Genomic DNA, 25,194 nt, shown 5'->3' with positions numbered 1-25,194 from the left:
GAATTACGCTGCTATTTTATTTTAACGTTAAAATTGGTCTTCCAGCCTTTTCATTCAACGATGGCCCTGGGAATAAAGCAATGTTAGATAAAATAAAGAACACCCTGATTTCTTTGGCGATTGCCTCCAGTTGTGTGGTGCTGACTGGCTGCGACAATGATGCTACTTCGACTAAAAATGAAAAACAGGATATCACTCTGTGGATCGCGCCGAATAATGTTCAGGAAGCTTTCTGGAGCGAAGTGGTTGGGGAGTGGAATAAACAACCGGATAAAAAGAAAGTGGTTTTTTCAACCATTCCGGCAGCGGGTAGCTCTGAAGAAGCCATAATGAATGCAATTGCTTCTGATCGCGCACCTGACATCTCAGAAAATATTTTTACCGGTTTTGGCTCTCAGCTTGCTGATTTAGGCCAGGTGGTTGATCTTTCGACGATGGAGGGTTATGACAATTTAATTGATACCCGCCAGATGACGGATATCATGGATAATTGGCGCTATAACGGCAAAAATTACATCCTGCCAATTTACATGAACCCGGTGCTATTTTGGTGGCGTGGCGATTTGTTAGCCGAGCAGGGTTTTAGCGATGTTCCGAAAACCTATGACGAGGTGTACGCCCTCTCCGAAAAATACACCATCCCGGATAAACGTTATGCGATACAAGCCACTTCTGGCCGTAACTGGTGGGACCGCTGGTTTGATTTTATCGCCCTCTATTATGCCGAAAGTGGCGGTAAATCTTATATCTCCAACCAACAAGCCACCTATGATAGCCAGGCCGGGCATGACGTTTTGGGTTTTATGCATACTCTGTTTTCAAAAAAATGGACTCTGTACGACTTTGGCCAGGATGATCCCTTAGTCACCGGCAAAGTCTTGGGCGCAGTACGCGGCCCCTGGGATATCAGTCGTTATCAGCAACAATATCCAGAAATTTTAAAACACATAAAAATTGGCCCGATGCTGGTCAAGAATACGCAAGATAAACCCCATACCTTCGCTGATGGCAAAGGACTGGTGCTGTTCAGCCACTCTAAAGTTAAGCCCGAGGCGTGGGAGTTTATTCAGTGGGTATTCAGCCAGCCAAAGTTCGATAAACGCTGGATGGAACTGACCGGCATGCCACCCGCCAGAGGGGATTTGCTCACCAATCCTTTCTTCGCAGAATACTATCAGGAACACCCGTACGCAGCGGCCTACGCCGAATATGTCAACGTGGCGATCCCGCCTGTTTCCAGTGGTGAAACGGTAGAAATCCAACGCAGCATGACACAAATGATTGAGAAGACGGCGTTTAATACCGCAACTCCCGATGCAGCGCTGCAACAGTCAGTAAAAGAAGTGAATGCGATTTTAAAACACTGAATTTTAAAACACGAATAATAAGAATGAGTTAATTTATCGTTTTGTGCATCAAAGTAAGCAGGTGGCCTTGCATTATGACTTTTTTAAAGCTTAAAGATAAACATGTAGGCAGCATATTGGCTGCCTCCTATCTGGGATATACCAGCATATTTTGGTTTTATCCTTTTATTTGGCTGGCGGTTTTATCGCTAACTGAATGGCGATTTGTCGGCACCCCTACGTTCAATGGCCTGAATAACTTTATTCTGGTGTTGCAGGACCCATTGTTCTGGAAGTCGATGTTAAACGTGCTGCGTTTCTTAATGTATTACTTACCGATTGTGTTTATCGCTTCATTCCTGTTCGCGTTTGGCTTACAGAAATTGAAGTATGGCAGAACCTTTGTTGGGCTGAGCTTTTTACTGGCTAATGTTTCATCCGGCGTGGCCTATTCCATCGTGTTCTCCAAGATATTTAGTCAGGATGGGCCGTTGAATACTTTTTTATATGACTGGTTTGGCTTTACCCTGCCTTGGTTAACCAGCCCGGATTTAGCCATGTTATCTATCGCCTTGGTGGTGACATGGAAGTTTGTTGGATATTACGGGTTGATTTTATTTTCTGGGCTGAACAGTATTCCTAAAGAAATTTATTCAGCGGCGACATTAGATAATACTGGTTCCGTCAAGCGCTTATTCCATATCACGTTACCGATGATCAACCCGCAATTAATTATGGTGTTAGTTCTCGCTATTACGGTCTCCTTCGCTATTTTTACCGAGCCATACCTTATTACTGGTGGCGGGCCACTTAATAGCACCACTACACCGATGATTGTGATGTATGAAACCGCGTTTATGAAGATGCAGCCAAGCTGGGCGGCCACCATGTCAATTTTTATCGCGCTCACCAGTTTTGGGATCATTTTGGCGGTCAGAAAATTGCTGGAAAGAAAGGTAGAGATCGTTTAAATGAAAAAAAACATCAGCAGTCTCATCGTCCATCTGATTATGTTTGCTCTGGCGCTCTCATGGCTCTATCCCTATATCTGGATGGTGCTATCTTCCTTTAAACAGTCGGCCGACATTTACACTTCCGGGCTGTTTGATACCGCTTATTCACTTGATAACTATCGTTTTCTTTTTGAAAACAGTGGCCGGGTGGAAAAGCCATTTTTAAAGACATTGCTGAACTCATTCTTTATTTCGACGGTGGTGACGGTAGCGGTAACGTTAAGCTCGATGTTTATTGGCTTCGCGCTGGCCAAAATGCAGTTCAAAGGTCAATCACTGTTTAGAAACTTATTGTTCTTACAGATGGTTTTCCCCGCATCTATGTTTATCATCCCGCAATTTGTCTTGGTCAGGGAGTTGGGGTTATTAAACACTTATAGCGCCATGATTATCCCTTTCCTGATGAGTTCTTGGGGCATTTTTATGATTTCCCAGAGCTTTCAGGGAACGCCGAATGATTATATTCACGCGGCTAAGATAGATAACGCCAGTCTGTGGCAAATTATGATTTATCTGATGATGCCGCTTAATAAAGCCATTATCGCCATCGTGGCACTGTTTACCTTTGTCGGTACATGGGACAACTTCTTATGGCCGCTGATTGTTATTCAGGATGAAAGTAAAATGCCGCTCTCGGTGTTATTGGCCACATTCAGCAAATCCTATGGTGTTTATGTTGGGCCAGTGATTGCTGGCGCGGTTATTCAGACCATCCCGATTGTCGTGCTGTTTATTTTATTCCGTAAATATTTCATGCAGGGCATGTCCCTGTCATTAAAATAGGGCGCGGCCGAGATGACTAATATGCGGTGGTGGCGTGAAACGGTCTTCTATCAAATTTACCTGCCCAGTTTCCAGGACGGTAACGGTGATGGGGTAGGGGATTTTTACGGGCTAATAGAGCGACTGGACTATTTACAGGCGCTGGGGATTGGTGGAATTTGGATAACCCCATTCTATCCTTCCCCCCTGGTGGATAATGGCTACGATATCAGCGATTACCTTAACGTTGCCCCGCGTTTTGGCACTTTGGAGGTCTTCGCACAGTTAATTGCTGAGGCCCACCAGCGCAATATTCGGGTCATTATCGACGTTGTGCTTAACCACGTATCTACCGAGCATCCGTGGTTTAAAGATGCGCACAATAATCCGGCCAGCCAATATCGTGACTATTTTATTTTTACCCGCGAACCTAATAACTGGCAGTCATTCTTTGGCGGCTCGGCTTGGGAGCCGGAAGCGGAAGGCGAGTATTACTACTACCACAAGTTTGCTGTTCAGCAGGCTGATCTTAACTGGGCTAATCCGGCGGTGGTTGATGAAGCTAAAGCGGTACTGGATTTCTGGCTAGAGATGGGCGTGGATGGTTTTCGACTGGATGTGATCAATTTCCTTTCTTGCGATGCCAGCCGAACGGATAACCCGATGCTGGATAACGGTGAGCAGCAACACCTTAATGATATTAATCAGCCAGCTATCGAAGATTGTCTCGCCGATTTACTGGCTCATGTGCGTGCTAAAGGTGACTGTTTTATTGTCGGGGAAGTGGGCAGCGATAAGCTCGATGAACTGGTGCGTTATCAGTCTGCCGCATTATGTGATGTGGTCTTTAATTTTAATTTAGCCAGCCAGCCAACTTTCGAACCACAACAGATTTTCCGGCAGTTGGAGCAGATGAACAGTACACACAGTGGCGTGCCAACGCTGTTTTTCTCCAGTCATGATATGCCGAGAATGATCAGTCGTTTCGGCGATGGTGTTGGCGATATTGCCCGTGCCCGGGCGGTGGCCGCGCTGCAATTAATGGCGAGCGGTGTTCCCTTTATTTATTACGGCGAAGAAGTGGGCATGCAGGACTACGTAGCCACCTGCCCGGACGATATTTATGACATCCAGGGGAAAATGCATTACCAGCAGAAACTTACGACCTGCGGTGATCCTGACGAAGCCTTCCGCTTTGCATTAACCAAAAGCCGTGATAATTCACGATCACCGATGCAGTGGTCCTGCGCCCCATTGGCTGGGTTTAGTTCGCAAGTGCCTTGGATGCCTATTAATGAAAATTATAGGGAGATCAACGCCGAAACGGCTCAACAGCACAGTCACTCACTCTGGCATGACTATCAAAAAATGATGGCTCTACGCGCTCAATACCCCGTTTTTCAGTATGGCGAATATGACGGGTTAGCACTGGTGCAGGACACCCTGATATTCAGCCGTTGCTATCGCCGCCAGCGTGCCACGGTATTGATTAATTTTGGCAGAGCTTATCCATTAGCGGCTCCTCTCCCCGGAAAGGTTTTATTTGATACCCGTAAAGACAGTGAAATGACTAATAACGATATCGTTATTTATATAGAGGACAATGATGATTAGGTATTCCGGTAATCCGTTAATTACACCCCAGGATATTACGCCAAGCTATCCGGGATTTAAGGTTGAATGCGCCTTTAACGCCGGTGTCACCAAACTGGGCGATGAAACCATTATGCTGATCCGCATCGCGGAAAGCGTTATCCCTGAAAGTGAAGGCACCACCGCCGTACCTTTTCTAATGGAAGATTCCGGGCGCTGGCAGGTGACAACGCGGTTGTTCCAGCGTGATGATCCAGCCTACGATTTTAGCGATCCGCGGCTAATCACCGATATTGCTGATCCATCGACCGTCTACCTGACCTCTCTTTCCCATCTTCGTGTGGCGAGAAGTCGTGACGGCGTGAGCTTCACTGTTGACGATCAGCCCTTTATCTTCCCGGCTAATGGTTACGAAGCTTTTGGTTGTGAAGATGCCCGTATTACTCAGATTGATGGTGCTTTTTATATTAACTATTCTGCCGTTTCTGCTAAGGGGATTTGCACCGCGTTGGCGGTCACTCGGGACTTCACCGAGGTTGAGCGCTTGGGGCTGATTTTCTGCCCGGATAATCGTGATGCCTGCTTATTCCCGGAAAAAATCGACGGTAAATATATGACGTTGCACCGCCCGGCACCGAAACACTTCGGCAAACCTGAGATTTGGCTGGCCAGTTCCACCGATCTGTTGCACTGGGGAGACCACCGGCACTTATTGGGGACATCGCAAGATCCTTGGGATGCCTTGAAACTGGGCGGTGGCGCACAAATGCTGAAAACCGAAAAAGGATGGCTGCAAATTTACCACGGGGTGGATGTTAACCAACGCTATTCCCTTGGTGCGCTGCTGCTTGATCTGGCACAACCCACCAAAATCCTCGCGAAGTCGCCGGTGCCGTTGCTCCAACCTCAGGCACCTTATGAGCTGCACGGCTTTTTTGGTAACGTTGTCTTTACCTGTGGCGCATTAATTGAGAACGATACTTTGCGGGTCTATTACGGCGCAGCGGACGAATGTATGTGTCTGGCTGAAATGCCTCTGGCTCAATTGTGGCAGCACCTGTCGGTATAATTACGGGATAAAATATAAGGTTCTATGATGATACATAACCCCCCAGCCAGCGTTGCCCAACTGCTCGCCGACTACCAGCAACGCAGGTCGGATATCACCCATTCGACCGGAAAGCTTGAGTTTACCGGCGTCGGTGACCAAGACATTTATAATATTACGGCCCCATTTACCTCCGCCGGGCAGGTAGTGATTGCCGGGCGTGTTGAAGCTAGGGACTCCGAGCATTCAACTATTGTATTTTTTAGTGAACAGCAAGGGAAATGGACGCCGGTTGCAGAGGCTCCGACCTTCCAATTACAGGATCCCTTCTTTACCTGGATTGAGGATGAACTCATTTTTGGCGGGGTTGAGATTAATCCACACCCTGATAACCCGGAAGCACTCATCTGGCACACCGTATTTTATCGTGGGCCTGACATCTACTCATTAACCCGTTTCGCCTCTGGCCCACCGGGAATGAAGGATATCCGTCTGTGTCATATTCAACCGGGGCGCATTGGGGTATTTACCCGACCACAGGGCAATATTGGCGGTAGAGGGACTATTGGCTATGTTGAGATAAACAACCTGGAGGCGTTAACAGCAGAAACTATCGCTAGTGCTGAACTGTTCGATCAGCAGTTCAACACTGACGAATGGGGCGGTGTCAACGAAACTCATTTACTTTGCGACGGCACCATTGGGTTACTTTCCCATATTGCCTGTTTTGACCCACAAGGAAGGAGGCACTACTACCCGGGCGTATTTATCTTCAACCCGGAGACCAAACACGACACCGCAATAAAAATTATTGCGGTCAGAGATAATCTGCTACCCGGTAGCGCTAAACGCCCGGACTTAGTGGATGTTCTTTTCCCTGGAGGACTGATTAAACTACCGGACAACCGCTGGCGATTATATGTGGGTGCCAGTGATGCTGAAGCGCATTGGATTGATATTGAGGATCCCTTTACCGGATTTTAATTACCAGACAATCTGAATCGCTGTTTAATTTCCTTAATGGACTAAATCTAATATCAATTATATTGGGTGGGATTCCTATTATCTATCGAATGGGAATACCACCTGCTTACATGGAATGCATATGAAACACTCAAAATATTTTTACCTGTTTCTGATGGCAGGTATCTGTTCTGTTGCCCATGCGGATAATTCTCCGAATAGGGTAAAAACCAATAACACTGAAAATAGCCCTATTTTTGCTGGTGATAAAATAAGAATAGTAAACGACGGTGGTGAGACGGTGGAGGCCGTTGTCGAACTCAGCGATGATAATGTTGGCATTGTGCGCATTCCTAAGAATGAAAAAGCTTATTTTCATGGCAACTGGCTGGCTGAATATAAAATAGAACATTTCCGCAATGAAGGACGCAGCACTAACTCTCGTCCGGTGCATGAAAGGGTGTTCGCTGACGGGCGAGTTAATTTTGGCGATACAGGTTGGAATACCGGCTTTGTACTCAAGCAAGTGCAGTTTACCAGCGACTCACGTAATGAGAGCAATCAAAAAGTCGATTTCCGCATGATAGAAATGGAAATTCGTCCTGCCTGGGCCAAAAGTGTCGATAAACACTGGTTTATGTTCGAGGGGATCTATTTAGGCAAAACCGGTTATGAGAAAAACCGCATGACAGGCAGCGACAACAATATTGGCGGCGATGGTTATGGCTTCCGGCCCTATTACCGTTATCAAGTATCGGATAGCTTGAGTGTAAATACCGATGTGAAAATGCTGGTAGAAGATAAAGATGCCCGTGGTGCCGATAATGGGCGGTTCCAGTTCTATGAAGCGCTCATTAATGTGAATTATCGCGTTGCAGATAATGTGCACGCGGGTCTTGAGTTATTCCGTAAAGAGGGCCAGGACTTTAATCATGACGGCGCAAAAACAGCGAACGTTCTGGAGCAGGAACTTCGTCCTTGGGTTGCGGTTAATATGGGTAAAAATAACTTTCTGTTTAAAATGGAACCGCAGTTAAGACGTATCGGTGGGCAAGACGGCTATAGAGAAACCTCGAAAGCGCAAAAATATATCTTTAACTATAGCTATCCTATCGCTGATAGATTTTATCTGGTTGCCGAATATTTTTACCGGGTGGAACACGACAAAAAATTCTGGGATCGTGGCGTGCGCGATGAGAAAAGTTACAATGACACTACCACGCATTTTGGCAAATTAGGTGTTAACTATATTTTTTAACTTGTGGTAAATAATGAACCTAGAATAAGAGAAATAATATGAAACTATTACATACGCTGGTTTGCGTCATCGGGTTAACATCGTTCTCTTCCTCCGCCTCGCTGGTTAATGCCGAGCATTTGGATGCCTTATACCAGAAGGTCACGGTTGCGAACAAAACAGAACTGGGTCTGATTCATATCTATAGTGAGTTTCCAGATTACCGTTGGGTTAAAGATCCCATTGAAGGTGTATCAGCCATTGATGACGTTGCTCGTGCGGCCATTTTTTATCAGCGTCAATATCAATCAACAGGCTCAGCGGCAGATTTAGAAAAAGTAAAATCGTTGGTCGAATTTATTCTTTATCAGCGGGCGGATAATGGTTATTTCTATAATTTTATCTACCCTGACCATTCTATTAATAAAGAATATAAAACCAGTGTGGCAGAGCCAAATTGGTGGACATGGCGCGCGTTATGGGCGCTGACTCAGGCATACCCTACATTGGTAAAAACCGATAGCGCGCTGGCAGAAAGAACCCGCGAGACTATTTTCGCCACCATCGATGTGATTTATAAAGATTTTAACTTCAAACAAACCCAGGGCGAAAAAGAGGGTGTAGCGGTAGCTGAATGGCTGCCTCATACTGCTGGCGATCAGGCTTCGGTGCTGTTGATGGCTTTGAGTGATGCACAGGCTTTGGACGCAAAACCAGAAATTGAAAAGATGATGCGTTCACTGGCCGCCGGTATCATGCTGATGCAGGTTAAGGATCCCTCTTCACCGGTTAATGGTGCCTTTTTAAGCTGGCAAAACCTGTGGCATGGTTACGGTAACAGCCAGGCATATTCTTTGCTGGTTGCGGGCAATAGTTTGGGTGATCGGGATATGATTAAAGCGGCCTTTAACGAGCTGGATCACTTCCACCCTTGGTTGATTAATAATGGGTTATTAAACGAGTTTACCGTTCGTCAGCAGGGTGAGAAAGTCACACTGATGGAACAAAAGAAATTCTCCCAGATTGCCTATATCATCCGTCCGATGGTATTTGCCAATATCAAAGCTTGGCAGATCTCCCGCGATGCGATTTACCTGGAGCGAGCGGTCGATTTATCGTTGTGGTTCTTCAAGAATAACCCCGCACAGGCGCAAATGTATTATCCGGTGAGCGGCATCTCTTTTGACGGTATCGATTCGGCCACCAAGGTGAATAAAAACTCAGGAGCAGAATCTACCGTTGAAGCTTTGCTTACTCTCCAGTTGATTGAATCTATCCCTGATGCTAAACGCATGCTGGGATCGGCACTTGAAAAGCTGGATATTGAGCAGTGATAGCGGCATCACCTCGTAAATAACGATACCAGATGCTCTGAATTATTTTTATGGTTCAGGGCATCATTAATAATCCGCCATTTTCACTGCAAGCGGTATGTGTTGCCTGCCATCTGAATTCTCTCTTATCAATAACATGACACCGACGTTTATTATTGCCACCCTCAGTTTCTACCCACAAAGAGGTGTATGATTGATTTTATGAAAAATTGATCGAGGGGTGCATTTTTTTGAGCTGGTTCATAAAAGTGAATACCCATACAAAAATTGCTTGATCTAAAACAAGCATTTCTACTACTACAAATAATTTGCGGCAAATCCTCCTTACTATCTCCGTCACCCACCGGGTGATATTTGTCATGGGTTGTTTTATGGCGAGGTATTTTTCATCGAATACGTTCCAGCACTACGGCAACCCTTATCAAAAAATCTCTACGATCCACAGTGCCAAAATCAAAACTGCTGGAGTCGACATCGCCCATTGCGCAGGATTTGCGTTTAGAGATCTACCGATTGGTCGAAGCAGGCCACAGTTCTCAGGAAATAATGGCGGTGATTATCCGTGCCCTTACGTTAGCTCGGGTGATGCAGCAGGCTTCTTAGACATATAACGACCTAAGCCTGAATGATAGGCAAAAAAAACCCTTACCAATCTCATTTGGTAAGGGATGCCAATTCGGCCAACACCAGGGAAAACTTTATAACCGCTTATTTGTCGTACGATTAATTTCGGTTAGTGACACAACTTAAGTCAAGTTTATCAAAATTACATAAATATGTTTAATGTTTATATGCGTAAATAGTTAAATTATCTATTTTATGGGGGAAGTAGGGCATGGAATGATATTATTTGTTTGATTTTTAAACGATACAGGACGGTTTACACATCGTGCTACTGCGTTGAGTGCTTATTCATTAAGATAAAATAATGTAAAATCGAGAAAAAAGTTAAAATATTGTGTCTCATCTTTAGGTGTTTGGTTAAAGAAATAGGCAGTTATTTTTGGCGGGCATGGGTGATAGGTGCGGTACAGAGAATAGCCTGAGTATTTTTAGGCAAAAAGTGACATTAGACAGGACTTTTTGGCAGGAAATAGTTATAACGAAACATCATTTCATTTTTGCTTGAAAAGGATGTTCACGTGGATGGCAGCCCTCCGCTTTTTACCAATAAAAAATTTGTTTTCCTGGTTGCGACCTTCTGTTGCCTCCTTTGGGGGAGTGCCTACCCCGCGATAAAAAACGGTTATACACTATTTCATATTGCACCAGACGATATTCCTAGCAAAATGGTTTTTGCCGGTTATCGGTTTTTATTGGCAGGATTAGTACTGCTGTTTTTCGCTATTGCCAGTGGTAAAGCTATTGGTCGCCTCAAAACATACCAATATAAGCAAATAGCTATTCTGGGGTTAACACAAACAGCACTACAGTATGTGTTTTTCTATCTTGGCCTGGCATATACCACTGGGGTGAAAGGCTCAATCATGAATGCGACTGGGACATTTTTCAGCGTGCTGTTAGCGCATTATATTTATAAAAATGACCGGGTAACGTTCAATAAAATCATTGGCTGCGCATTGGGCTTTGCTGGTGTGATGGTCGTGAATTTTGGTTCAGATCTGATGGATTTTAATTTTTCACTGCTGGGCGAGGGGAGCATTGTACTGGCTGCATTCATTCTTTCAGCCGCCAGTATTTACGGTAAGCGTATTTCGCAAACTATGGATACCACGGTGATGACGGGCTACCAACTTGCCATTGGCGGCTTGGTTTTGACGCTTGGCGGTTACCTGTTTGGTGGCCATCTGAGTGATTTCGGTTGGCGGGCCTTATTGTTACTGGCATATCTGGTGGTGTTGTCATCAGCGGCTTTTGCACTATGGAGCTTATTGCTCAAATATAATCGAGTAGGAATGGTGGTGCCGTTCAATTTTCTTATCCCGGTTTCTGGTGCGGTTCTTTCGGCCATTTTCCTCAACGAAAGTATTTTAGAATGGAAAAATGCCATTGCACTGGTATTGGTTTGTGTAGGGATTGTTTTGGTGAATAAAATTAAATCCGCCAAGGAAATAACTATCTAAGTGTAAACGGTAAGTCATATTATGAAATGTAAGCGGTAATGCGAAGTTACAGCTTACAGTGCCACTCTTTCTGTGCCAGCTTAGGCTATGTTGAGATCACGTTTCAGGCATGCTTTGTTGTTTATTGATCAACATTTGGCATTGTCTAATGTTCGATAAGAATTGCAGCAGACTTTGTTCGAAGGTTTGCAATGCGGGTGAGAATTCCTCAGGATTGTGTTCTAAGATAGCCGCGAAGTTATCACATTCCTTCATCAGTTCTTCCAAGCGGAGTAGGCTAAGTATCCCCTTAATGCTATGTGCTATCTTGAGCGCGGATTTTTTATCATCAAGAACTAATTTTTGCAATTGTTGGATATTTTCACTTACTGTATCGGATAGTACATTAACCATTTTTAATAACATATCTTGTTTGCCATAAGCATTTTTTTCCAGTGTTATTAGCAATCTATATAGCTGTTGAGACGACTTGACGTGGCTTAGTATCTCTTGCATGTGATCAATTTCTGATGGTTTTATGATTAACCCTGTAGCTCCGAGCATTAAGCATTTCTCTTCAATTTCTTTTTCAACATTATCAGTATAGATATAGCAAGGTGGGGGATATTTGGTTGAGTCTGCTATAATTTTTAGCACATCATAACCAGTCATGTTTTTCATATTTAAGTCACTGATAACTGCATCAAATAGCCCTTCACTTAATCGTTTTCTCACCTCAACAAGATCATTAGTCTCACTAACATTAACACGATATTGCTCAAGTTGAGCTTTAAGCAACAGACTACTGGCTGAACTGTCATCAATAATAGCAATATGTAGCATACTATAATTATCTTCAGTAGTGAGTTTATGCACCGTATCATTGTTGGCTTGTTGTGTTGCGATGATTACGGGAATGGTAATATTGACTTCAGTGCCTTTTAGCTGCTCACTTTTTAAAGAAATAGTGCCATTCAACAGCAAAGAAATTTGCTTGCAAATAGCCAGCCCTAATCCTGAACCATCATAGTGTTCCTGGATACTCGTTTTAGTTTGTTCAAAGAAATCAAATAATTTACTATTGAATTTGGACTCAATTCCGATGCCAGTATCTTTTATCGTGAGCTTAAGCTCAGCTTGTTTTTTATTAAGATGTTTGATATCTAAACTGACGGTTACACTCCCTTTTTCAGTGAATTTAATTGCATTAGACAGTAAGTTATTAAGCAGTTGTTGTAGCTTTAGCTCATCTGAAATAATCCAACGTGGAACATTGTTATTATACTTATAGTGTAGTTTCAATCCTTTTTCTAATGCACTGATACGATATAATGAGACTATATCTTCTACTAATATATATATATCAACCAATTTATTATTAACCGAGGATCTCTCGCTAGCCATCGTTTTTGTATAGTTAATAACTTGGTCTAGTAAGCCTAATAATGTACGAGAGTTACGATAAGCTAATAGTGCCTGACGTTCCAGTAATGGTCGAGGAATAGTGTGTGCTTTTTTCCATAACAGTTCTATTATACCAATGATTATTGAAAGTGGTGTTCTAATCTCATGACTGATTTGTGCAAGAAATATACTTTTAGCTTTGGTCGCATCTTCAGTATTTTTTTTCTCATTCTCTAAGTTTATTTCTAGCTTTTTACTGTATGTGACATTAAACCAACCACAGAGCAAATCTATATCTTGCTCATTTTTACCCTCAACAGGTAATAGCCACTGCTTAATATAGGTATCCTCACCTAAAAAATTGTATTTTTGTTCAATATTTATTGCTTTATTTTCTGAATGCGCAGTTTCATGCAGTTTTATGAATGTTGACAGACTATCCCGTTCCAGAGATTCAATATCTTTTAATGTACGAATATTGTCAGGGTTTTTAATGGACAGCGACGAATAAAATGCTTTATTAGCAAAACCAATACTGCCATCTTTTTTTACGCTATAAATAGGGTAAGGCATTGAGTCTATTATTTTTTTAAGGCGATTATTGTCGGCGACTAAATCTTTTTTTCTCTGTCCAACTAAACGAGCTCTTATATAGAATAAGATAATGGTTATTGATATCAAGGCAAGTATTGATAAGGAAAAATAAATTATATCAGTTATTTTTGGCGTGATATTACTCGGTGGTGTTGTTGATTTTGATAGATGATAGTCTAAATTAGATAGATTATTATAAGGTGCGCTGAGCATTACTTTTTTAAGTATTTCATTAAGAATAGGATGTTTTCTGTTAATTGTAAATGCAATGACTGCTGGTGGATTCGTTAATGGTATCTCTTTTAATTTTTTGTCATAATAACTTTTAACCCAATAAGACGATACGATCTTAGGCATGATGGTGACATCTGCTGTATTGTTAGCAACGGCACTTAGCAAATCCACCTCAGAGCCATCAATAGTATCTATTATTGACTGAGGATACTCCATAGCACTTTCTTGTATTATTTTCTGACCTTTCGCAAAAACAATACGTTTCCCATTAATATCTTTTGAGCTATTTATTTCATTATCATTATATCTCACTATTGCTACAAATCTTGAAATATAAAATGGCGGGCTAAATACTGTGTTAGGTGTATAGTCAGAGGTGACTGTTCTATGAGCCCCCATATCAGCTTTCCCTAACCTTACATACTCGATCATTTCTTCTAATGAGTCGACGAATACTGGTGTGAATTTAAGTCCTGTACTCTCCGATACAATATTTAAAAGTTGTGCAGATAGCCCACTGAAATTACCATTATCATCACGATACCCCAATGGGTAAGAATATTTAGGTACAGCAACAATGATCGTTTTTTTCTCTGCTACCCATTTTTTTTGCTCTGACGTCAATTGTATTTTTTGATAGCTATCTAATTGAGCATAATTAAGCCAATACATCTCATCTTTATTAGGGTAGGAGGATGAGTTATTCGTGATAAAAGTATTGAATGTATTTGAGAAACTAGTCTCTATTAATGGAGTTAATGCAAAAATAAACTTTGTCTCATAATTATATCTTAAAGGGGTGGATTGGATATCCATCGCATTTTCTTGAACCATACGGTTGGCATTAAAGGCACCACTGACAAAAATGGAATAGGGATCAGACAGTAAATTTTTTAAAATTTCTGCTTCCGGATTATCTTCTATTATCTGAGCATTAGGATATATAGATCTAAGTTGTTCGGCTGTTATCTGTTGTGAAAGAGAATAAACTGTTTTTATATCTCTCTGGCGTTGGTTGTTTTGCAGTTTATAAAGACGGGTTCTCCAAAATACGGGAGAGTCAATTGATATTCGACATTGGCTATCTGCGTGAATCCGATTGCAATACTGATCTTTCCACTTTCTAAGTCATCGCATAATTCATTTTTGTTTTTGTAGTGAAAATATTCGAATTGAAAATTTTTATTTTCACCAAACTGATTGAGGTAATCGATGGCCATACCACTGGGCTTTAACTCGCCGTTATTAAACACTAACGGTGATAGATTGTCGAGGTAACCTACTTTTAGTAACGTCCTGATTTTTTCTTGCGAGAGGGCTAAAGCGCCATCGCTGAAAAGAATCAAGATGATGATAATTTTGGTTATAAAAATTTTCATCAGAACTAGCTCTCTTTATAGGCTGAACTTAAAAGTCTGGCTAATACGATTTTATCTTTGCTGCCTAGCTTATGTAAGATGTTGCTCTTGTGTGTACTCACGCTCCTGCTACTGATCGACAACTCATCGGCGATCATTTTATTATTCATTCCTTTTACGAGTAATTTAGCAATGGTTGTCTCTTGCGCTGTTAACATTTCAACTGAGGGGGGAGTGAGGGTCTCATTAGTTATCTTCTCAATTGGAAAGCATGAGTAACCTGCTTGTATGGTTTTAATAACGAGTAGTAGTTGTGAAACATCTTGGTCTTTAGACACAAAACCGCTGACACCCAAGTTTTTGGCCTGAGTGATTGAATTTGCATCATTGACGCTGGAGAAAAGCAGTATTTTTGCATGGGTATTACTGGGCGATGTCCTGATGGTGTCGATCAGGTTATATTCCTCGTTCTCCAGTAACGCAAAGTCAATAATTATTAAGTCGAATGATTGGCGATCTAACCAGCTTATTGCCTCTTGAGTATGAACTGCTTCTTCTATGAGATAATTATTGCTGCAATCTTCGATAGCTGCACGAATGCTCATTCTAATAAAAGGGTGCTCTTCTACAAGTAGGATGTGGTAAATATTTTTTTTCATCATAAAATCATTACCTGAAATGAGCATGCTGTAGGCTTCTGTACTGGTAACTATGAAATTCAATTTTATCTAATACAGTACAGAGAGAAGCAATAAAAGCAGTAGAGGATATAGCTGCTATTGATTTATAAACAATTGAGACTGTTACAAGATAATACTATTTAAAACATCTTTATCAAGCAATAAAAATTCAAGCCATAATATGGAATTTAACACATTGTTTTAATTGTTTTTTTTCTAAATGGGATGTATTAATATCTGTTTTTATGATTATTGAAATTTACGCGCATCAACAGTAAGCAAGAAAAATCCTAACGATTTTATTGTATTTAGAAAGCAAAAGAGAGAATGAAACTCTGTCGTTCAGGCAATGGATAAGCCTTATGGTTATACCCAATGTTAATAATGGATCCTGCATTTCTTAGTGGAAAAGCCAAAGCACTCGATAGTATGGATAGGCTAAAAATATCACATACTGTGAGATAGCCAGCTATCCACAATAAATGATAGGATAGTTTATCTGACACTTCATTTTTGGGATTATTCTTGTGTGTTGGTTTTTCTTTTTTGTGCCTGTATAAATAAGGGCGTATCCTAATTCAAGCCTTATCAGTAACGATTTTAACCCCAACCCGACTTACGCGATCTGATTCCATTTCAGCAATGGTCCAGGTCAAACCATCCCACTCAATCTGATCGCCAATAACCGGTTCGCCACCAAAAAGATACAGAACGAACTGACCCAGAGTTTGCTGTTTGTCGATACCCGGTTCCAGATTGAGGCCATAAATCTGAGAAATATCGTAAAGTTTTGCATCGGCATCAAGAATAAAATCACCAAAGAAGCGCTCGTCCAACTGGATTTTGGGTGATTGACTGAACAGTTTACCCAGAGCGGGTAAGTCATGCTCCTGACCGATGACACACAGGATATCGTTTTCTTTTAAGCGGGTGCTACCCGTGGGGTGTAATAAGTCTTTACCCCGGAACAGAGCCGCGATACGCGTACCCTCAGGCATTTTTAAATCGCGTAGGGCGGCACCGATACACCACTTATCGCAACTCAACTGGTAAATGAACTGTTCCCACTGATTATTCTTATCAATGTCTAAACCAATTCGTGCCACTGGAGCCAACGCAGGTGGTACTACCAATTTCGTTTTGCGTGCCGCAAATGACAGACTGCTGCCTTGTAATAGTAGCGAGACCAATACGACAAAAAAGGCCACATTGAAGAATAAATGTGCATTGGGTATGCCGGCCATCATCGGGAATACGGCCAGAATAACCGGAACCGCACCGCGTAAGCCAACCCATGAAATAAAAATACGCTCACGTAGATTAAAGCTTGGAAAAGGTAGCAAACCGATGAATACCGACAGGGGGCGGGCGAATAAAATCATCCACAATGAGAGGATCAGCGCGGGGATCGCAATCGGTAACAACTCACTAGGATTAAGGAGCAACCCCAATACCAAGAACATCCCGATCTGGCTGAGCCATGCCAGCCCATCGAAAGTTTGCAATATGCCTGAGCGGTTACGGATTGGGCGGTTGCCGAGCAGCAAACCACAGATATACACCGCCAAAATCCCACTGCCATTCATCGCGGTTGCAAGTGAAAACACTAAAATCCCGCCACTGACGGCCAACAATGGATATAAACCGCTTGCCAGTTCTATTCGGTTGATGAGTAACAGTAATAAACTACCACCGCCTAGCCCGATAATAATGCCTAAACCGAACTGCTGAATTAAATGCACCAGGAACATCCAACTCAGGCCAGTTTCACCGGCTGAAATCATGGCAATTAAGGTCACTGTCAAAAATACGGCCATGGGATCATTGCTGCCCGATTCTATTTCGAGGGTGGCACTGACGCGCTCGTTGAGACCTTTGCCACCGAGCAGGGAGAACACCGCCGCAGCATCGGTTGAACCGATAATTGCACCAATTAATAAACCTTGAATAATATCTAAATCAAACAACCAGGCGGCGGCTAAACCGGTCAGGCCCGCAGTAATCACTACGCCAACGGTCGCCAAAGAGAGTGCCGGCCATAGGGCAACACGGAAGGATGATGCTCTGGTGCGCATACCGCCATCCAACAAAATCACGGCTAACGCCAGATTACTGACCAGATACGCGGCCGGATAATTATCAAAGGCAATACCGCCAATGCCGTCGCCACCTGCCAACATGCCGATGGCCAGAAAGATAACCAGAATGGGAATGCCTAAGCGAGAAGAAAATGAACTCAGTAAAATACTGGCTCCCACCAGCACTGCGCCGATCAAAAAGAGGCTGTTAATGGTGATGGCATCCAAGGTGGGAGATCTCCTAATGTAATCCGTAAACAAATGAGTAGCGAACGAAAGCTATAGCGAAAATATTATACACAGATTTATCGCGAGCGATGGGAAGAGATGACCCAATTCAAGGTGTTAAATCAGGATATTTAGCTATTGTACCGCTGAGGTAGGTAAGGGGGCGGAGCAGATCACTCACCTTTAATTTCCCTGAGGGGAATCAAGGGTGAGCGTTGGATAATAGAATTAATCGCGTTTGAGTGTGGCCAGAACTCGTCTCAGTGCTTCTGTGGTTAATAATTTTTCCTGTTCAGAAAGATTATCGACAGACAGTTGTGACAGTTCATTGACCAGTACACTGCGATCTTTGCCGGTGATCGCGCTATCCAGTGCTCCGCTCAGGCGGCTAACCAAGGCAAACAAGGTTGCGAACTCGGTGACTGGGGGGGTATCAGACGTGGGATTATTCTCAATCGATTCTTGCTTTTTCATCGTAATTCCTCTTTTTGTTGTCACTGCAAGTGAAACAAATCCTGATAAGGAATCAACAGGATAGTTGCTCTGAAAGCAGAGCGCACAGTGAGGCATAAGCCATCCCGCCATCTACATGATGGTTTCACAGTGTAGCCGCTTTATGACCTAAGCGGTATGGCGATATTCATATTGCTTAGCAATAATATTATTTGTTCGCATAATAGTTTGATTGCGCTGTTTGCGGCGGCGACTTGCCAGAAAACAAGAATTTCAGCAAAGGAACGCGGCGATGAATCTCATACAGTATGAACGAGATCAAGCAAACAAAGACTATGCCCAACAAAAAGCCTAGGCCATTATTGTCAATTTTGGGTGTAATGAAGGTGCCATAAATCAAAGTCAATGGATGGTGTACCAGATAGATAAATAGCGAAGCATTTACCAGATAAGTGATGCGAGGCGAGGGGGAGTTAAATAACCGGTGGCCAAGAGAATAGACCACATTGGTCATGGTGACGCCCATCAGTACCTTGATGATAAGGTCCAATTCGAAGGAAAAAAACTCAGCAGTATTAATGTGTTGGTTTACATAATAAGCGATAAATAACAATATTGAGGCTAATAATGAGCCTGGTGAAAACGTAAGAAATACCTGTTTGAGTGTTGGATAGATAAAACTGTAAGCACCGAGAAGAAAGAATGGCAAATAAAACAGCGTCTCCATAACAACGAAATTAAAGATACTATTAAAGAGTATCTCAGGATTAAGGATAAATATGACTCTACGTATCACAGCGTAAATTAATACAAATATAACCAACAATAGTGAGATTTTTCCTATATTATTCATTCCCTTTACCAAGATTGGAATTGATGAGGCGTTATTTTTAATTTTTTTGAATAGATAAAAACAGAGACCTGTGAGTAAGATCAGTGTTAACAAAAACCATAAATGTGAAATAACTTCCCAAATAGCAATGTTTATTTTTTGATAAAGTGTAAATGAATTCCAACCTTGTAATTTTTGCGTGTAATTTTTGAGTAGAAAGAATTGTGGCAGCGTAATGAGTGGGATCGCTGCCAGAAACGGAATAACCACTCGCTCTAAACGGACCTTAAGCCAGTGCTGGCGCTCATAACGCTGATATAGCATGAACGAAAAATAACCTGAAATAACAAAAAAAACCTGCATGCGAAAGGCGTGAATAAAATCATTTAGTAAGGTAAATAGAGATGAAGGATGACTGCTGTTTACCGCCCAATGGTTGCTGGAGTATATTAAAGAAAGATGAAAAGGAATGCCGAGTAACATCAAATAGGCGCGGATAGCGTCTAGAAAGTACTCTCGTTGGTTAGTATTTTTTTTCATACTTATTCACTATTTGTTAGCGGAATTAGAATAACGAGCCAGCGTTGCCCACCGTGTCGTTTTTATAGTAAACGCTTATTGATGACAATATACGTTATTCAATGGATCAGCGTGGCGATAAACATTACTATAAGGATTAATGATTTTCCATGGCGTATTTTAGCCGGTGTTGCTAGGCTTGTGGCTTAGCGACGGGTTTACGCAATGTGCCGCCAGCATAACTCCGGATTTAACTGTCACCTGGATTTATCTGTTTGGTCAGTTGGGTAAACCGCCAATAATTTGGCTGTTATGATTTAACCACCCGAATAGGGGGAGATGTGCGAGTTAATATTTCATCAAACATGAATAGAATGCCTAAAGGGTCACGCGCGAACAGCGTCAGATGGCTGGGGGTGACTCTTTTGCTGTCATTATTCACGGCCCAGGCAATGGCTTTCTCGTTAGACGATGTAGCTGAGCAGGCACAAACGTTGGCGAGTAAAAGCTTCGAAGCACCAAAAAGTAACCTTCCATCGCAATTTCGCGAAATGAAATTTGCCGACTATCAACAGATTCAGTTTAACCACGACAAGTCGTATTGGAGCAAACTGGATACGCCATTTAAGTTGGAGTTCTACCATCAGGGTATGTACTTCGACACACCGGTGAAGATTAACGAAGTCACCGCGACCGGTATTAAGCCCATCAATTATAGTCCGGATTATTTTAACTTCGGCTCGGTCAAGCACGATGCAGAGTCAGTGAAGAATTTAGGTTTTGCCGGTTTTAAAGTACTTTATCCGATCAATAAAGCGGACAAACAAGACGAAATTGTCAGTATGCTGGGTGCCAGCTATTTTCGTGTGATTGGTAAAGGTCAGGTTTATGGTATTTCTGCGCGCGGGTTGGCAATTGATACGGCATTGGCTTCCGGTGAGGAGTTCCCGCGTTTTCGCGAGTTTTGGATTGAACGGCCAAAACCAAATGATAAGCATCTGGTCGTTTTTGCTTTGCTGGATTCCCCTCGGGCCACCGGTGCTTACCGTTTTATCATTTATCCGGGTCGAGATACCACGGTTGATGTACAGGCTAAAGTCTTCCTGCGCGATAAAGTTGAGACGTTGGGTATCGCACCGTTAACCAGTATGTTCCTGTTTGGTCCAAGCCAGCCGTCAGCGGTGTTGAACTATCGTCCGGCATTGCATGATTCTAATGGTCTTTCTATTCATGCAGGTAATGGTGAATGGATATGGCGTCCACTGAACAATCCAAAACACTTGTCGGTCAGCACCTATGCGGTTGAAAATCCCAAAGGATTTGGTCTGCTGCAACGTGGCCGTGAATTCTCGCAATATGAGGATTTAGATGATCGCTATGACTTGCGTCCGAGTGCCTGGGTTGAACCTCGTGGTGATTGGGGCAAAGGTCACGTTCAGTTGATAGAAATCCCAACAGCAGACGAAACCAACGATAATATCGTGGCTTTCTGGACACCAGAGGTGTTGCCGGACGCGAAAACATCACTCGATCTGAATTATCGCCTGCACTTCACCCGTGATGAAGAGAAACTGCATTCACCGGATGTGGCTTATGTGAAACAGACCTTGCGTTCAACCGGTGATGTGAAACAGTCCAACCTGATCCGTCAGCCGGACGGTAGCGTGGCTTTTCTGGTCGATTTTGTCGGCCCGGCGCTGAAGTCACTTGATGAAAATACGCCATTGGCTTCACAGGTCAGCGTCGATGATAACGGTGAACTGATCGAAAATAGTGTGCGTTACAACCCGGTTACCAAGGGTTGGCGTTTGACATTGCGGCTGAAAGTTAAGGATGGCAAAAAACCGATAGAGATGCGCGCTGCATTGGTTAACGGTGATAAAACCCTGACAGAACCCTGGAGCTATCAGCTCCCTGCCGATGAATAAGTCAACTCAATCTCCGGTTCAGGATTATATTGCAGACTTGCCCCTGACTGCGCAGCAGCAAGGGGCGTTGCGCGATGCTCTCCCTGACGAGGTGCGACTCGATAGCTCTCCGGATGCCATGCAGCGTTTGCATCAGCAATTGGCTGCTAGCGCACCTGAACACATCGCTTTTAGCGCAGAAGACAGTGCACTGGCGTCAGTTAATGCCCGTCTGCGTGTCGCGTGGCCAGCTGCCTTGGCCGGTGGCAAACTACTCGAGCAAGATGATGAAGGGCGCACGGTTATCAATGCCACGCCTCCCATCAAGCGTACCAGTATGGCACCGCAGGCATGGCGGACTAATCCGGTAGGGCGTTTTTGGGATTCGTTGCTGGGTCGCAATAATATTGTTTCACGGGAGCAGCCGCATCAACAGGCTCTCGCCGAGAAAAAATGGCGTAGCGTCGGTTCCCTGCGCCGCTATATTTTGCTGGTGCTGATTGTGCTGCAAACCGCGATTGCGACCAGTTACATGAAGACCATTTTGCCTTATCAGGGTTGGGCATTAATCGATCCTTTCGACATCTGGCAGCAGAACTGGCAGGTCTCGATCATGCAACTGCTGCCTTATCTGTTACAAACCGGCATCCTGATCCTGTTTGCCATTCTGTTTTGTTGGGTCTCTGCCGGTTTCTGGACGGCGCTGATGGGGTTCCTGCAATTACTGATTGGTAAGGACAAATACAGTATTTCCTCTACTATCAAAGGGAATGAAGCTTTAAATCCGGCGCACCGGACGGCGCTGATTATGCCTATTTGTAATGAGGATGTGGCGCGGGTATTTGCCGGTCTGCGCGCGACTTATGAGTCGGTGGCGGCGACCTGTCAGCTTGAACATTTCGATATTTATGTGCTGAGTGACAGCTATGACCCCGATATCTGTGTGGCAGAGCAAAAAGCCTGGCTGGAGCTGTGCCGTGATGTTGACGGGCATGGTCGTATTTTCTATCGCCGCCGCCGCCGTCGGGTTAAACGTAAAAGCGGTAATATAGATGATTTCTGCCGCAGTTGGGGCAGTCAGTACAGCTATATGGTGATTCTGGATGCCGATAGCGTGATGAGTGGCGAGTGTCTGACCGGGCTGGTGCGGCTGATGGACGCCAATCCTAATGCGGGGATCATTCAATCTGCCCCGAAAGCATCGGGTATGGACACGCTGTATGCTCGCATCCAGCAGTTTGCGACCCGAGTTTATGGCCCACTGTTCACGGCTGGCCTGCATTACTGGCAGTTGGGTGAGTCTCATTATTGGGGCCATAATGCCATTATTCGGGTAAAACCATTTATCGAACATTGCGCGCTGGCACCGTTACCGGGTGAAGGCTCTTTCGCGGGTTCCATTCTGTCGCATGACTTTGTGGAAGCGGCATTAATGCGCCGTGCCGGATGGGGGGTGTGGATTGCTTATGATTTACCGGGCAGTTACGAAGAATTGCCGCCTAACTTACTTGATGAGTTAAAACGCGACCGCCGTTGGTGCCACGGCAATCTGATGAATTTCAGGTTGTTTTTGGTTAAAGGGATGCATCCGGTTCACCGGGCGGTGTTCCTCACTGGCGTGATGTCTTATCTGTCCGCCCCGTTGTGGTTTATGTTCTTGGTATTGTGTACTGCTTTGCAAGCGGTGCATACCTTAATGGAGCCGCAATACTTCCTGCAACCGCGTCAGCTGTTCCCGGTATGGCCTCAGTGGCGGCCGGAATTGGCGATTGGCTTGTTCTCCACCACGTTGGTATTGCTGTTTTTCCCTAAGTTACTCAGTATCATTTTGATCTGGGCCAAAGGCGCTAAAGAGTACGGTGGGGCGATCCGTCTGTTGCTGTCGATGTTGTCTGAAATGCTGTTCTCAGTCTTGCTGGCACCGGTGCGCATGTTATTCCATACCGTTTTCGTGGTCAGTGCTTTCCTTGGGTGGTCTGTGCAGTGGAATTCACCACAGCGTGATGATGACGCCACTCCTTGGAGTGAAGCATTGGTGCGCCATGGCCCGCAATTGCTACTGGGTCTGGTCTGGGCCGGTGGGGTGGCTTGGTTAGATCTGCGTTTCCTCTGGTGGTTATCACCGATTGTGTTCTCGTTGATTCTGTCACCCGTAGTCTCTGTTCTATCCAGCCGCCGCACGCTGGGGCTGGCCAGTCGGCGGGCTAAGTTGTTCTTGATACCGGAAGAGTATAATCCGCCACGAGAACTGCTGGCGACAGAGGCGTATCTGAAGCTTAACCGCCAGCGGGCGCTCAGTGATGGTTTCTTACATGCCGTGATGAACCCATCGTATAACGCGCTGGCAAGTGCCATGGCAACAGCTCGCCATCGGGCAAGGGCGATTATCGAGCAAAATCGTGCCGAGCGGGTAGCTCAGGCACTGGAAGCGGGGCCTGAGAAATTGGGCAAATTACAGCGTCTGGAACTGCTCAGTGATCCGGTGCTCATTTCACGCTTGCACCTACAGGTCTGGCAGCAACCGGAGCAGTATCAAGCCTGGAGCAGATATTATCGCCAACTGACGCATAATGTGAAGGCATTCCCTGCCGCTAAGTAATGGGTGCGTTAAGCCATTGTCATATTGAGAAAAAGCGGGCATACAATAGGGTATGGCCCGTTTTTTTGTTTTTTGAGTTTAAATTGTTTGTGAGCCGATAAGCGTTGATTGCGTGGATCTTATTTTGAAACTGATCAGTCGTCTGAATATCGTAACCCGCATTGTGGTACTGGGGGCGGGTATTATGCTGTTGTCCGGCTGTGGTAGCATAATCAGCCGCACCGTGCCGGGGCAGGGCCATGGGCATCAATATTACCCCGGTGTGCAATGGGATATACGGGATGGCGCATGGAAATACATCACCGTGATTGACGTTCCGCTGTCAATGATTGTTGATACCTTTATGCTACCAATTGATGCTCGTCATGGTCCCTACGAGTAAAACTACGCCGTGGTAGCAAAAACCAGCAACTGGTAACGTTGTTGCTGGCACATGAATTCACAAACCGGCGTCATATTTAGCCCTTTCACATGTGCTGCCAGTGAATGCGGATTGTCATGGTTAACAAATGCAGCCCCCACATCAAAGTCATTACGGGTATGGTTTTTAACTGCGGCAAACAGTTGGCTAAGCACCCCTTTGCCACGCCAGCGGCTATCAATACACACCGGCCCATAAAGAAACACCCGCAACTCTGTCAATGGCTTCCCTTGATACTGTTGATGGCTTATTGCTTCTAACATGGCATCGACCACTGGCGGCCGGGGCTGTTTATGTGTACGAGCCAGGCAGACGAAAGCAGCGACTTGTTCATCATCAATTGCCACCAAAATACCTAAGTCTTGGTTGATGGAATCCAGTTGTTTTTCGTCCATTTGCGACACAATAAAGCCCTGTTTACGCTGTTCCGGGCTTAAATTTGCTGGGGTGTTTTGTGACTGTAATTGTAATATGGCAGGGTAATCAGAAGGTTGTGCAGGCCTTATTTTCATTTTTAGTCTCAGCGTT

Annotated in this window: 20 protein-coding genes; 13 read left to right on the top strand and 7 right to left on the bottom strand. The window is 44.1% G+C overall.

From position 1 onward, the window contains the following. The first annotated feature begins 80 nt into the window (after positions 1–80). The 10 genes from AEP37_RS02950 to AEP37_RS02910 all read left to right on the top strand — a co-directional run bounded on the left by AEP37_RS02950 (position 81) and on the right by AEP37_RS02910 (position 11,380). The gene (locus tag AEP37_RS02950) at positions 81–1,367 is read left to right on the top strand and encodes an ABC transporter substrate-binding protein (RefSeq protein WP_049609921.1); all 1,287 of its coding nucleotides are present in this window, start codon (positions 81–83) and stop codon (positions 1,365–1,367) included. Between the two features lie 74 nt (positions 1,368–1,441). Continuing rightward, positions 1,442–2,317 (top strand): carbohydrate ABC transporter permease, encoded by an 876-nt coding sequence (locus AEP37_RS02945; RefSeq protein ID WP_049609604.1) that lies wholly within the window; start codon positions 1,442–1,444, stop codon positions 2,315–2,317. Beyond that, positions 2,318–3,142: a carbohydrate ABC transporter permease gene (locus AEP37_RS02940; RefSeq protein ID WP_049609601.1), complete on the top strand. Its 825-nt coding sequence runs from the start codon at positions 2,318–2,320 to the stop codon at positions 3,140–3,142. Positions 3,143–3,154: 12 nt separating this feature from the next. Then, positions 3,155–4,735 (top strand): alpha-glucosidase, encoded by a 1,581-nt coding sequence (locus AEP37_RS02935; RefSeq protein ID WP_049609598.1) that lies wholly within the window; start codon positions 3,155–3,157, stop codon positions 4,733–4,735. Next, positions 4,728–5,783: a glycoside hydrolase family 130 protein gene (locus AEP37_RS02930; RefSeq protein WP_049609595.1), complete on the top strand. Its 1,056-nt coding sequence runs from the start codon at positions 4,728–4,730 to the stop codon at positions 5,781–5,783. Before AEP37_RS02935 ends, AEP37_RS02930 begins: the two co-directional genes overlap by 8 nt. 24 nt (positions 5,784–5,807) lie before the next feature. Beyond that, positions 5,808–6,746, top strand: a complete 939-nt coding sequence (locus tag AEP37_RS02925) for an MTP-1 family protein (RefSeq protein WP_082170663.1) — start codon at positions 5,808–5,810, stop codon at positions 6,744–6,746. Between the two features lie 121 nt (positions 6,747–6,867). Continuing rightward, positions 6,868–7,983 (top strand): hypothetical protein, encoded by a 1,116-nt coding sequence (locus tag AEP37_RS02920; protein ID WP_049609589.1) that lies wholly within the window; start codon positions 6,868–6,870, stop codon positions 7,981–7,983. 656 nt (positions 7,984–8,639) lie between these two features. Then, entirely contained in the window at positions 8,640–9,296 is a 657-nt protein-coding gene (locus tag AEP37_RS27680; RefSeq protein WP_328286893.1) for a sugar phosphotransferase, read from the top strand. Between the two features lie 444 nt (positions 9,297–9,740). Further along, a complete protein-coding gene (locus AEP37_RS27155; RefSeq protein WP_235801357.1) occupies positions 9,741–9,899 on the top strand; it encodes a cytochrome c-type biogenesis protein CcmH in 159 nt (52 codons plus the stop codon). A gap of 539 nt (positions 9,900–10,438) precedes the next feature. Continuing rightward, entirely contained in the window at positions 10,439–11,380 is a 942-nt protein-coding gene (locus AEP37_RS02910) for a DMT family transporter (RefSeq protein ID WP_049609583.1), read from the top strand. Positions 11,381–11,476: 96 nt separating this feature from the next. Here AEP37_RS02910 and AEP37_RS02905 read toward each other — a convergent pair whose 3' ends face one another. From AEP37_RS02905 to mdoC, 6 genes are all read right to left on the bottom strand, one after another. Next, entirely contained in the window at positions 11,477–14,425 is a 2,949-nt protein-coding gene (locus tag AEP37_RS02905) for an ATP-binding protein (protein ID WP_082170661.1), read from the bottom strand. A gap of 161 nt (positions 14,426–14,586) precedes the next feature. Beyond that, a complete protein-coding gene (locus tag AEP37_RS02900; protein ID WP_049609576.1) occupies positions 14,587–14,970 on the bottom strand; it encodes a transporter substrate-binding domain-containing protein in 384 nt (127 codons plus the stop codon). Between the two features lie 5 nt (positions 14,971–14,975). Beyond that, positions 14,976–15,611, bottom strand: coding sequence for a response regulator transcription factor (locus tag AEP37_RS02895; RefSeq protein WP_049609573.1), 636 nt, complete (start codon positions 15,609–15,611; stop codon positions 14,976–14,978). A gap of 596 nt (positions 15,612–16,207) precedes the next feature. After that, positions 16,208–17,935, bottom strand: coding sequence for a potassium/proton antiporter (locus AEP37_RS02890; protein ID WP_049609569.1), 1,728 nt, complete (start codon positions 17,933–17,935; stop codon positions 16,208–16,210). A 228-nt stretch (positions 17,936–18,163) separates the two neighbouring features. Then, positions 18,164–18,409, bottom strand: a complete 246-nt coding sequence (locus AEP37_RS02885; RefSeq protein WP_049609566.1) for a hypothetical protein — start codon at positions 18,407–18,409, stop codon at positions 18,164–18,166. Positions 18,410–18,596: 187 nt separating this feature from the next. Then, positions 18,597–19,760 (bottom strand): glucans biosynthesis protein MdoC, encoded by a 1,164-nt coding sequence (gene mdoC / locus AEP37_RS02880; RefSeq protein WP_049609563.1) that lies wholly within the window; start codon positions 19,758–19,760, stop codon positions 18,597–18,599. Between the two features lie 353 nt (positions 19,761–20,113). Here mdoC and AEP37_RS02875 point away from each other — a divergent pair, with 353 nt between their 5' ends. The 3 genes from AEP37_RS02875 (at position 20,114) to AEP37_RS02865 (ending at position 24,627) form a co-directional block, all read left to right on the top strand. Beyond that, complete coding sequence (locus AEP37_RS02875) at positions 20,114–21,667, top strand: glucan biosynthesis protein G (RefSeq protein WP_049609559.1); 1,554 nt, start codon at positions 20,114–20,116, stop codon at positions 21,665–21,667. Then, complete coding sequence (gene mdoH / locus AEP37_RS02870) at positions 21,660–24,245, top strand: glucans biosynthesis glucosyltransferase MdoH (protein ID WP_049609556.1); 2,586 nt, start codon at positions 21,660–21,662, stop codon at positions 24,243–24,245. Before AEP37_RS02875 ends, mdoH begins: the two co-directional genes overlap by 8 nt. Before the next feature lie 121 nt (positions 24,246–24,366). Beyond that, positions 24,367–24,627 (top strand): YceK/YidQ family lipoprotein, encoded by a 261-nt coding sequence (locus AEP37_RS02865; protein ID WP_268872741.1) that lies wholly within the window; start codon positions 24,367–24,369, stop codon positions 24,625–24,627. Positions 24,628–24,629: 2 nt separating this feature from the next. Here AEP37_RS02865 and AEP37_RS02860 read toward each other — a convergent pair whose 3' ends face one another. Beyond that, the gene (locus AEP37_RS02860) at positions 24,630–25,178 is read right to left on the bottom strand and encodes a GNAT family N-acetyltransferase (RefSeq protein WP_049609553.1); all 549 of its coding nucleotides are present in this window, start codon (positions 25,176–25,178) and stop codon (positions 24,630–24,632) included. Positions 25,179–25,194 lie beyond the last annotated feature (16 nt).

This window comes from Yersinia pekkanenii (assembly GCF_001152565.1).
GTDB classification, from domain to species: Bacteria; Pseudomonadota; Gammaproteobacteria; order Enterobacterales; family Enterobacteriaceae; genus Yersinia; species Yersinia pekkanenii.
The sequence above is the reverse complement of the archived record's forward strand: the minus strand, read 5'-3'. Positions and strand labels throughout refer to the sequence as shown.

Coding starts and splice junctions, on each gene's coding strand:
- AEP37_RS02950 (WP_049609921.1), top strand. CDS start 81: ATGTTAGATAAAATAAAGAACACCCTGATTTCTTTGGCGATTGCCTCC.
- AEP37_RS02945 (WP_049609604.1), top strand. CDS start 1,442: ATGACTTTTTTAAAGCTTAAAGATAAACATGTAGGCAGCATATTGGCT.
- AEP37_RS02940 (WP_049609601.1), top strand. CDS start 2,318: ATGAAAAAAAACATCAGCAGTCTCATCGTCCATCTGATTATGTTTGCT.
- AEP37_RS02935 (WP_049609598.1), top strand. CDS start 3,155: ATGACTAATATGCGGTGGTGGCGTGAAACGGTCTTCTATCAAATTTAC.
- AEP37_RS02930 (WP_049609595.1), top strand. CDS start 4,728: ATGATTAGGTATTCCGGTAATCCGTTAATTACACCCCAGGATATTACG.
- AEP37_RS02925 (WP_082170663.1), top strand. CDS start 5,808: ATGATGATACATAACCCCCCAGCCAGCGTTGCCCAACTGCTCGCCGAC.
- AEP37_RS02920 (WP_049609589.1), top strand. CDS start 6,868: ATGAAACACTCAAAATATTTTTACCTGTTTCTGATGGCAGGTATCTGT.
- AEP37_RS27680 (WP_328286893.1), top strand. CDS start 8,640: ATGGCTTTGAGTGATGCACAGGCTTTGGACGCAAAACCAGAAATTGAA.
- AEP37_RS02905 (WP_082170661.1), bottom strand. CDS start 14,425: ATGGTTCAAGAAAATGCGATGGATATCCAATCCACCCCTTTAAGATAT.
- AEP37_RS02900 (WP_049609576.1), bottom strand. CDS start 14,970: ATGAAAATTTTTATAACCAAAATTATCATCATCTTGATTCTTTTCAGC.
- AEP37_RS02895 (WP_049609573.1), bottom strand. CDS start 15,611: ATGATGAAAAAAAATATTTACCACATCCTACTTGTAGAAGAGCACCCT.
- AEP37_RS02885 (WP_049609566.1), bottom strand. CDS start 18,409: ATGAAAAAGCAAGAATCGATTGAGAATAATCCCACGTCTGATACCCCC.
- mdoC (WP_049609563.1), bottom strand. CDS start 19,760: ATGAAAAAAAATACTAACCAACGAGAGTACTTTCTAGACGCTATCCGC.
- AEP37_RS02875 (WP_049609559.1), top strand. CDS start 20,114: ATGCCTAAAGGGTCACGCGCGAACAGCGTCAGATGGCTGGGGGTGACT.
- mdoH (WP_049609556.1), top strand. CDS start 21,660: ATGAATAAGTCAACTCAATCTCCGGTTCAGGATTATATTGCAGACTTG.
- AEP37_RS02860 (WP_049609553.1), bottom strand. CDS start 25,178: ATGAAAATAAGGCCTGCACAACCTTCTGATTACCCTGCCATATTACAA.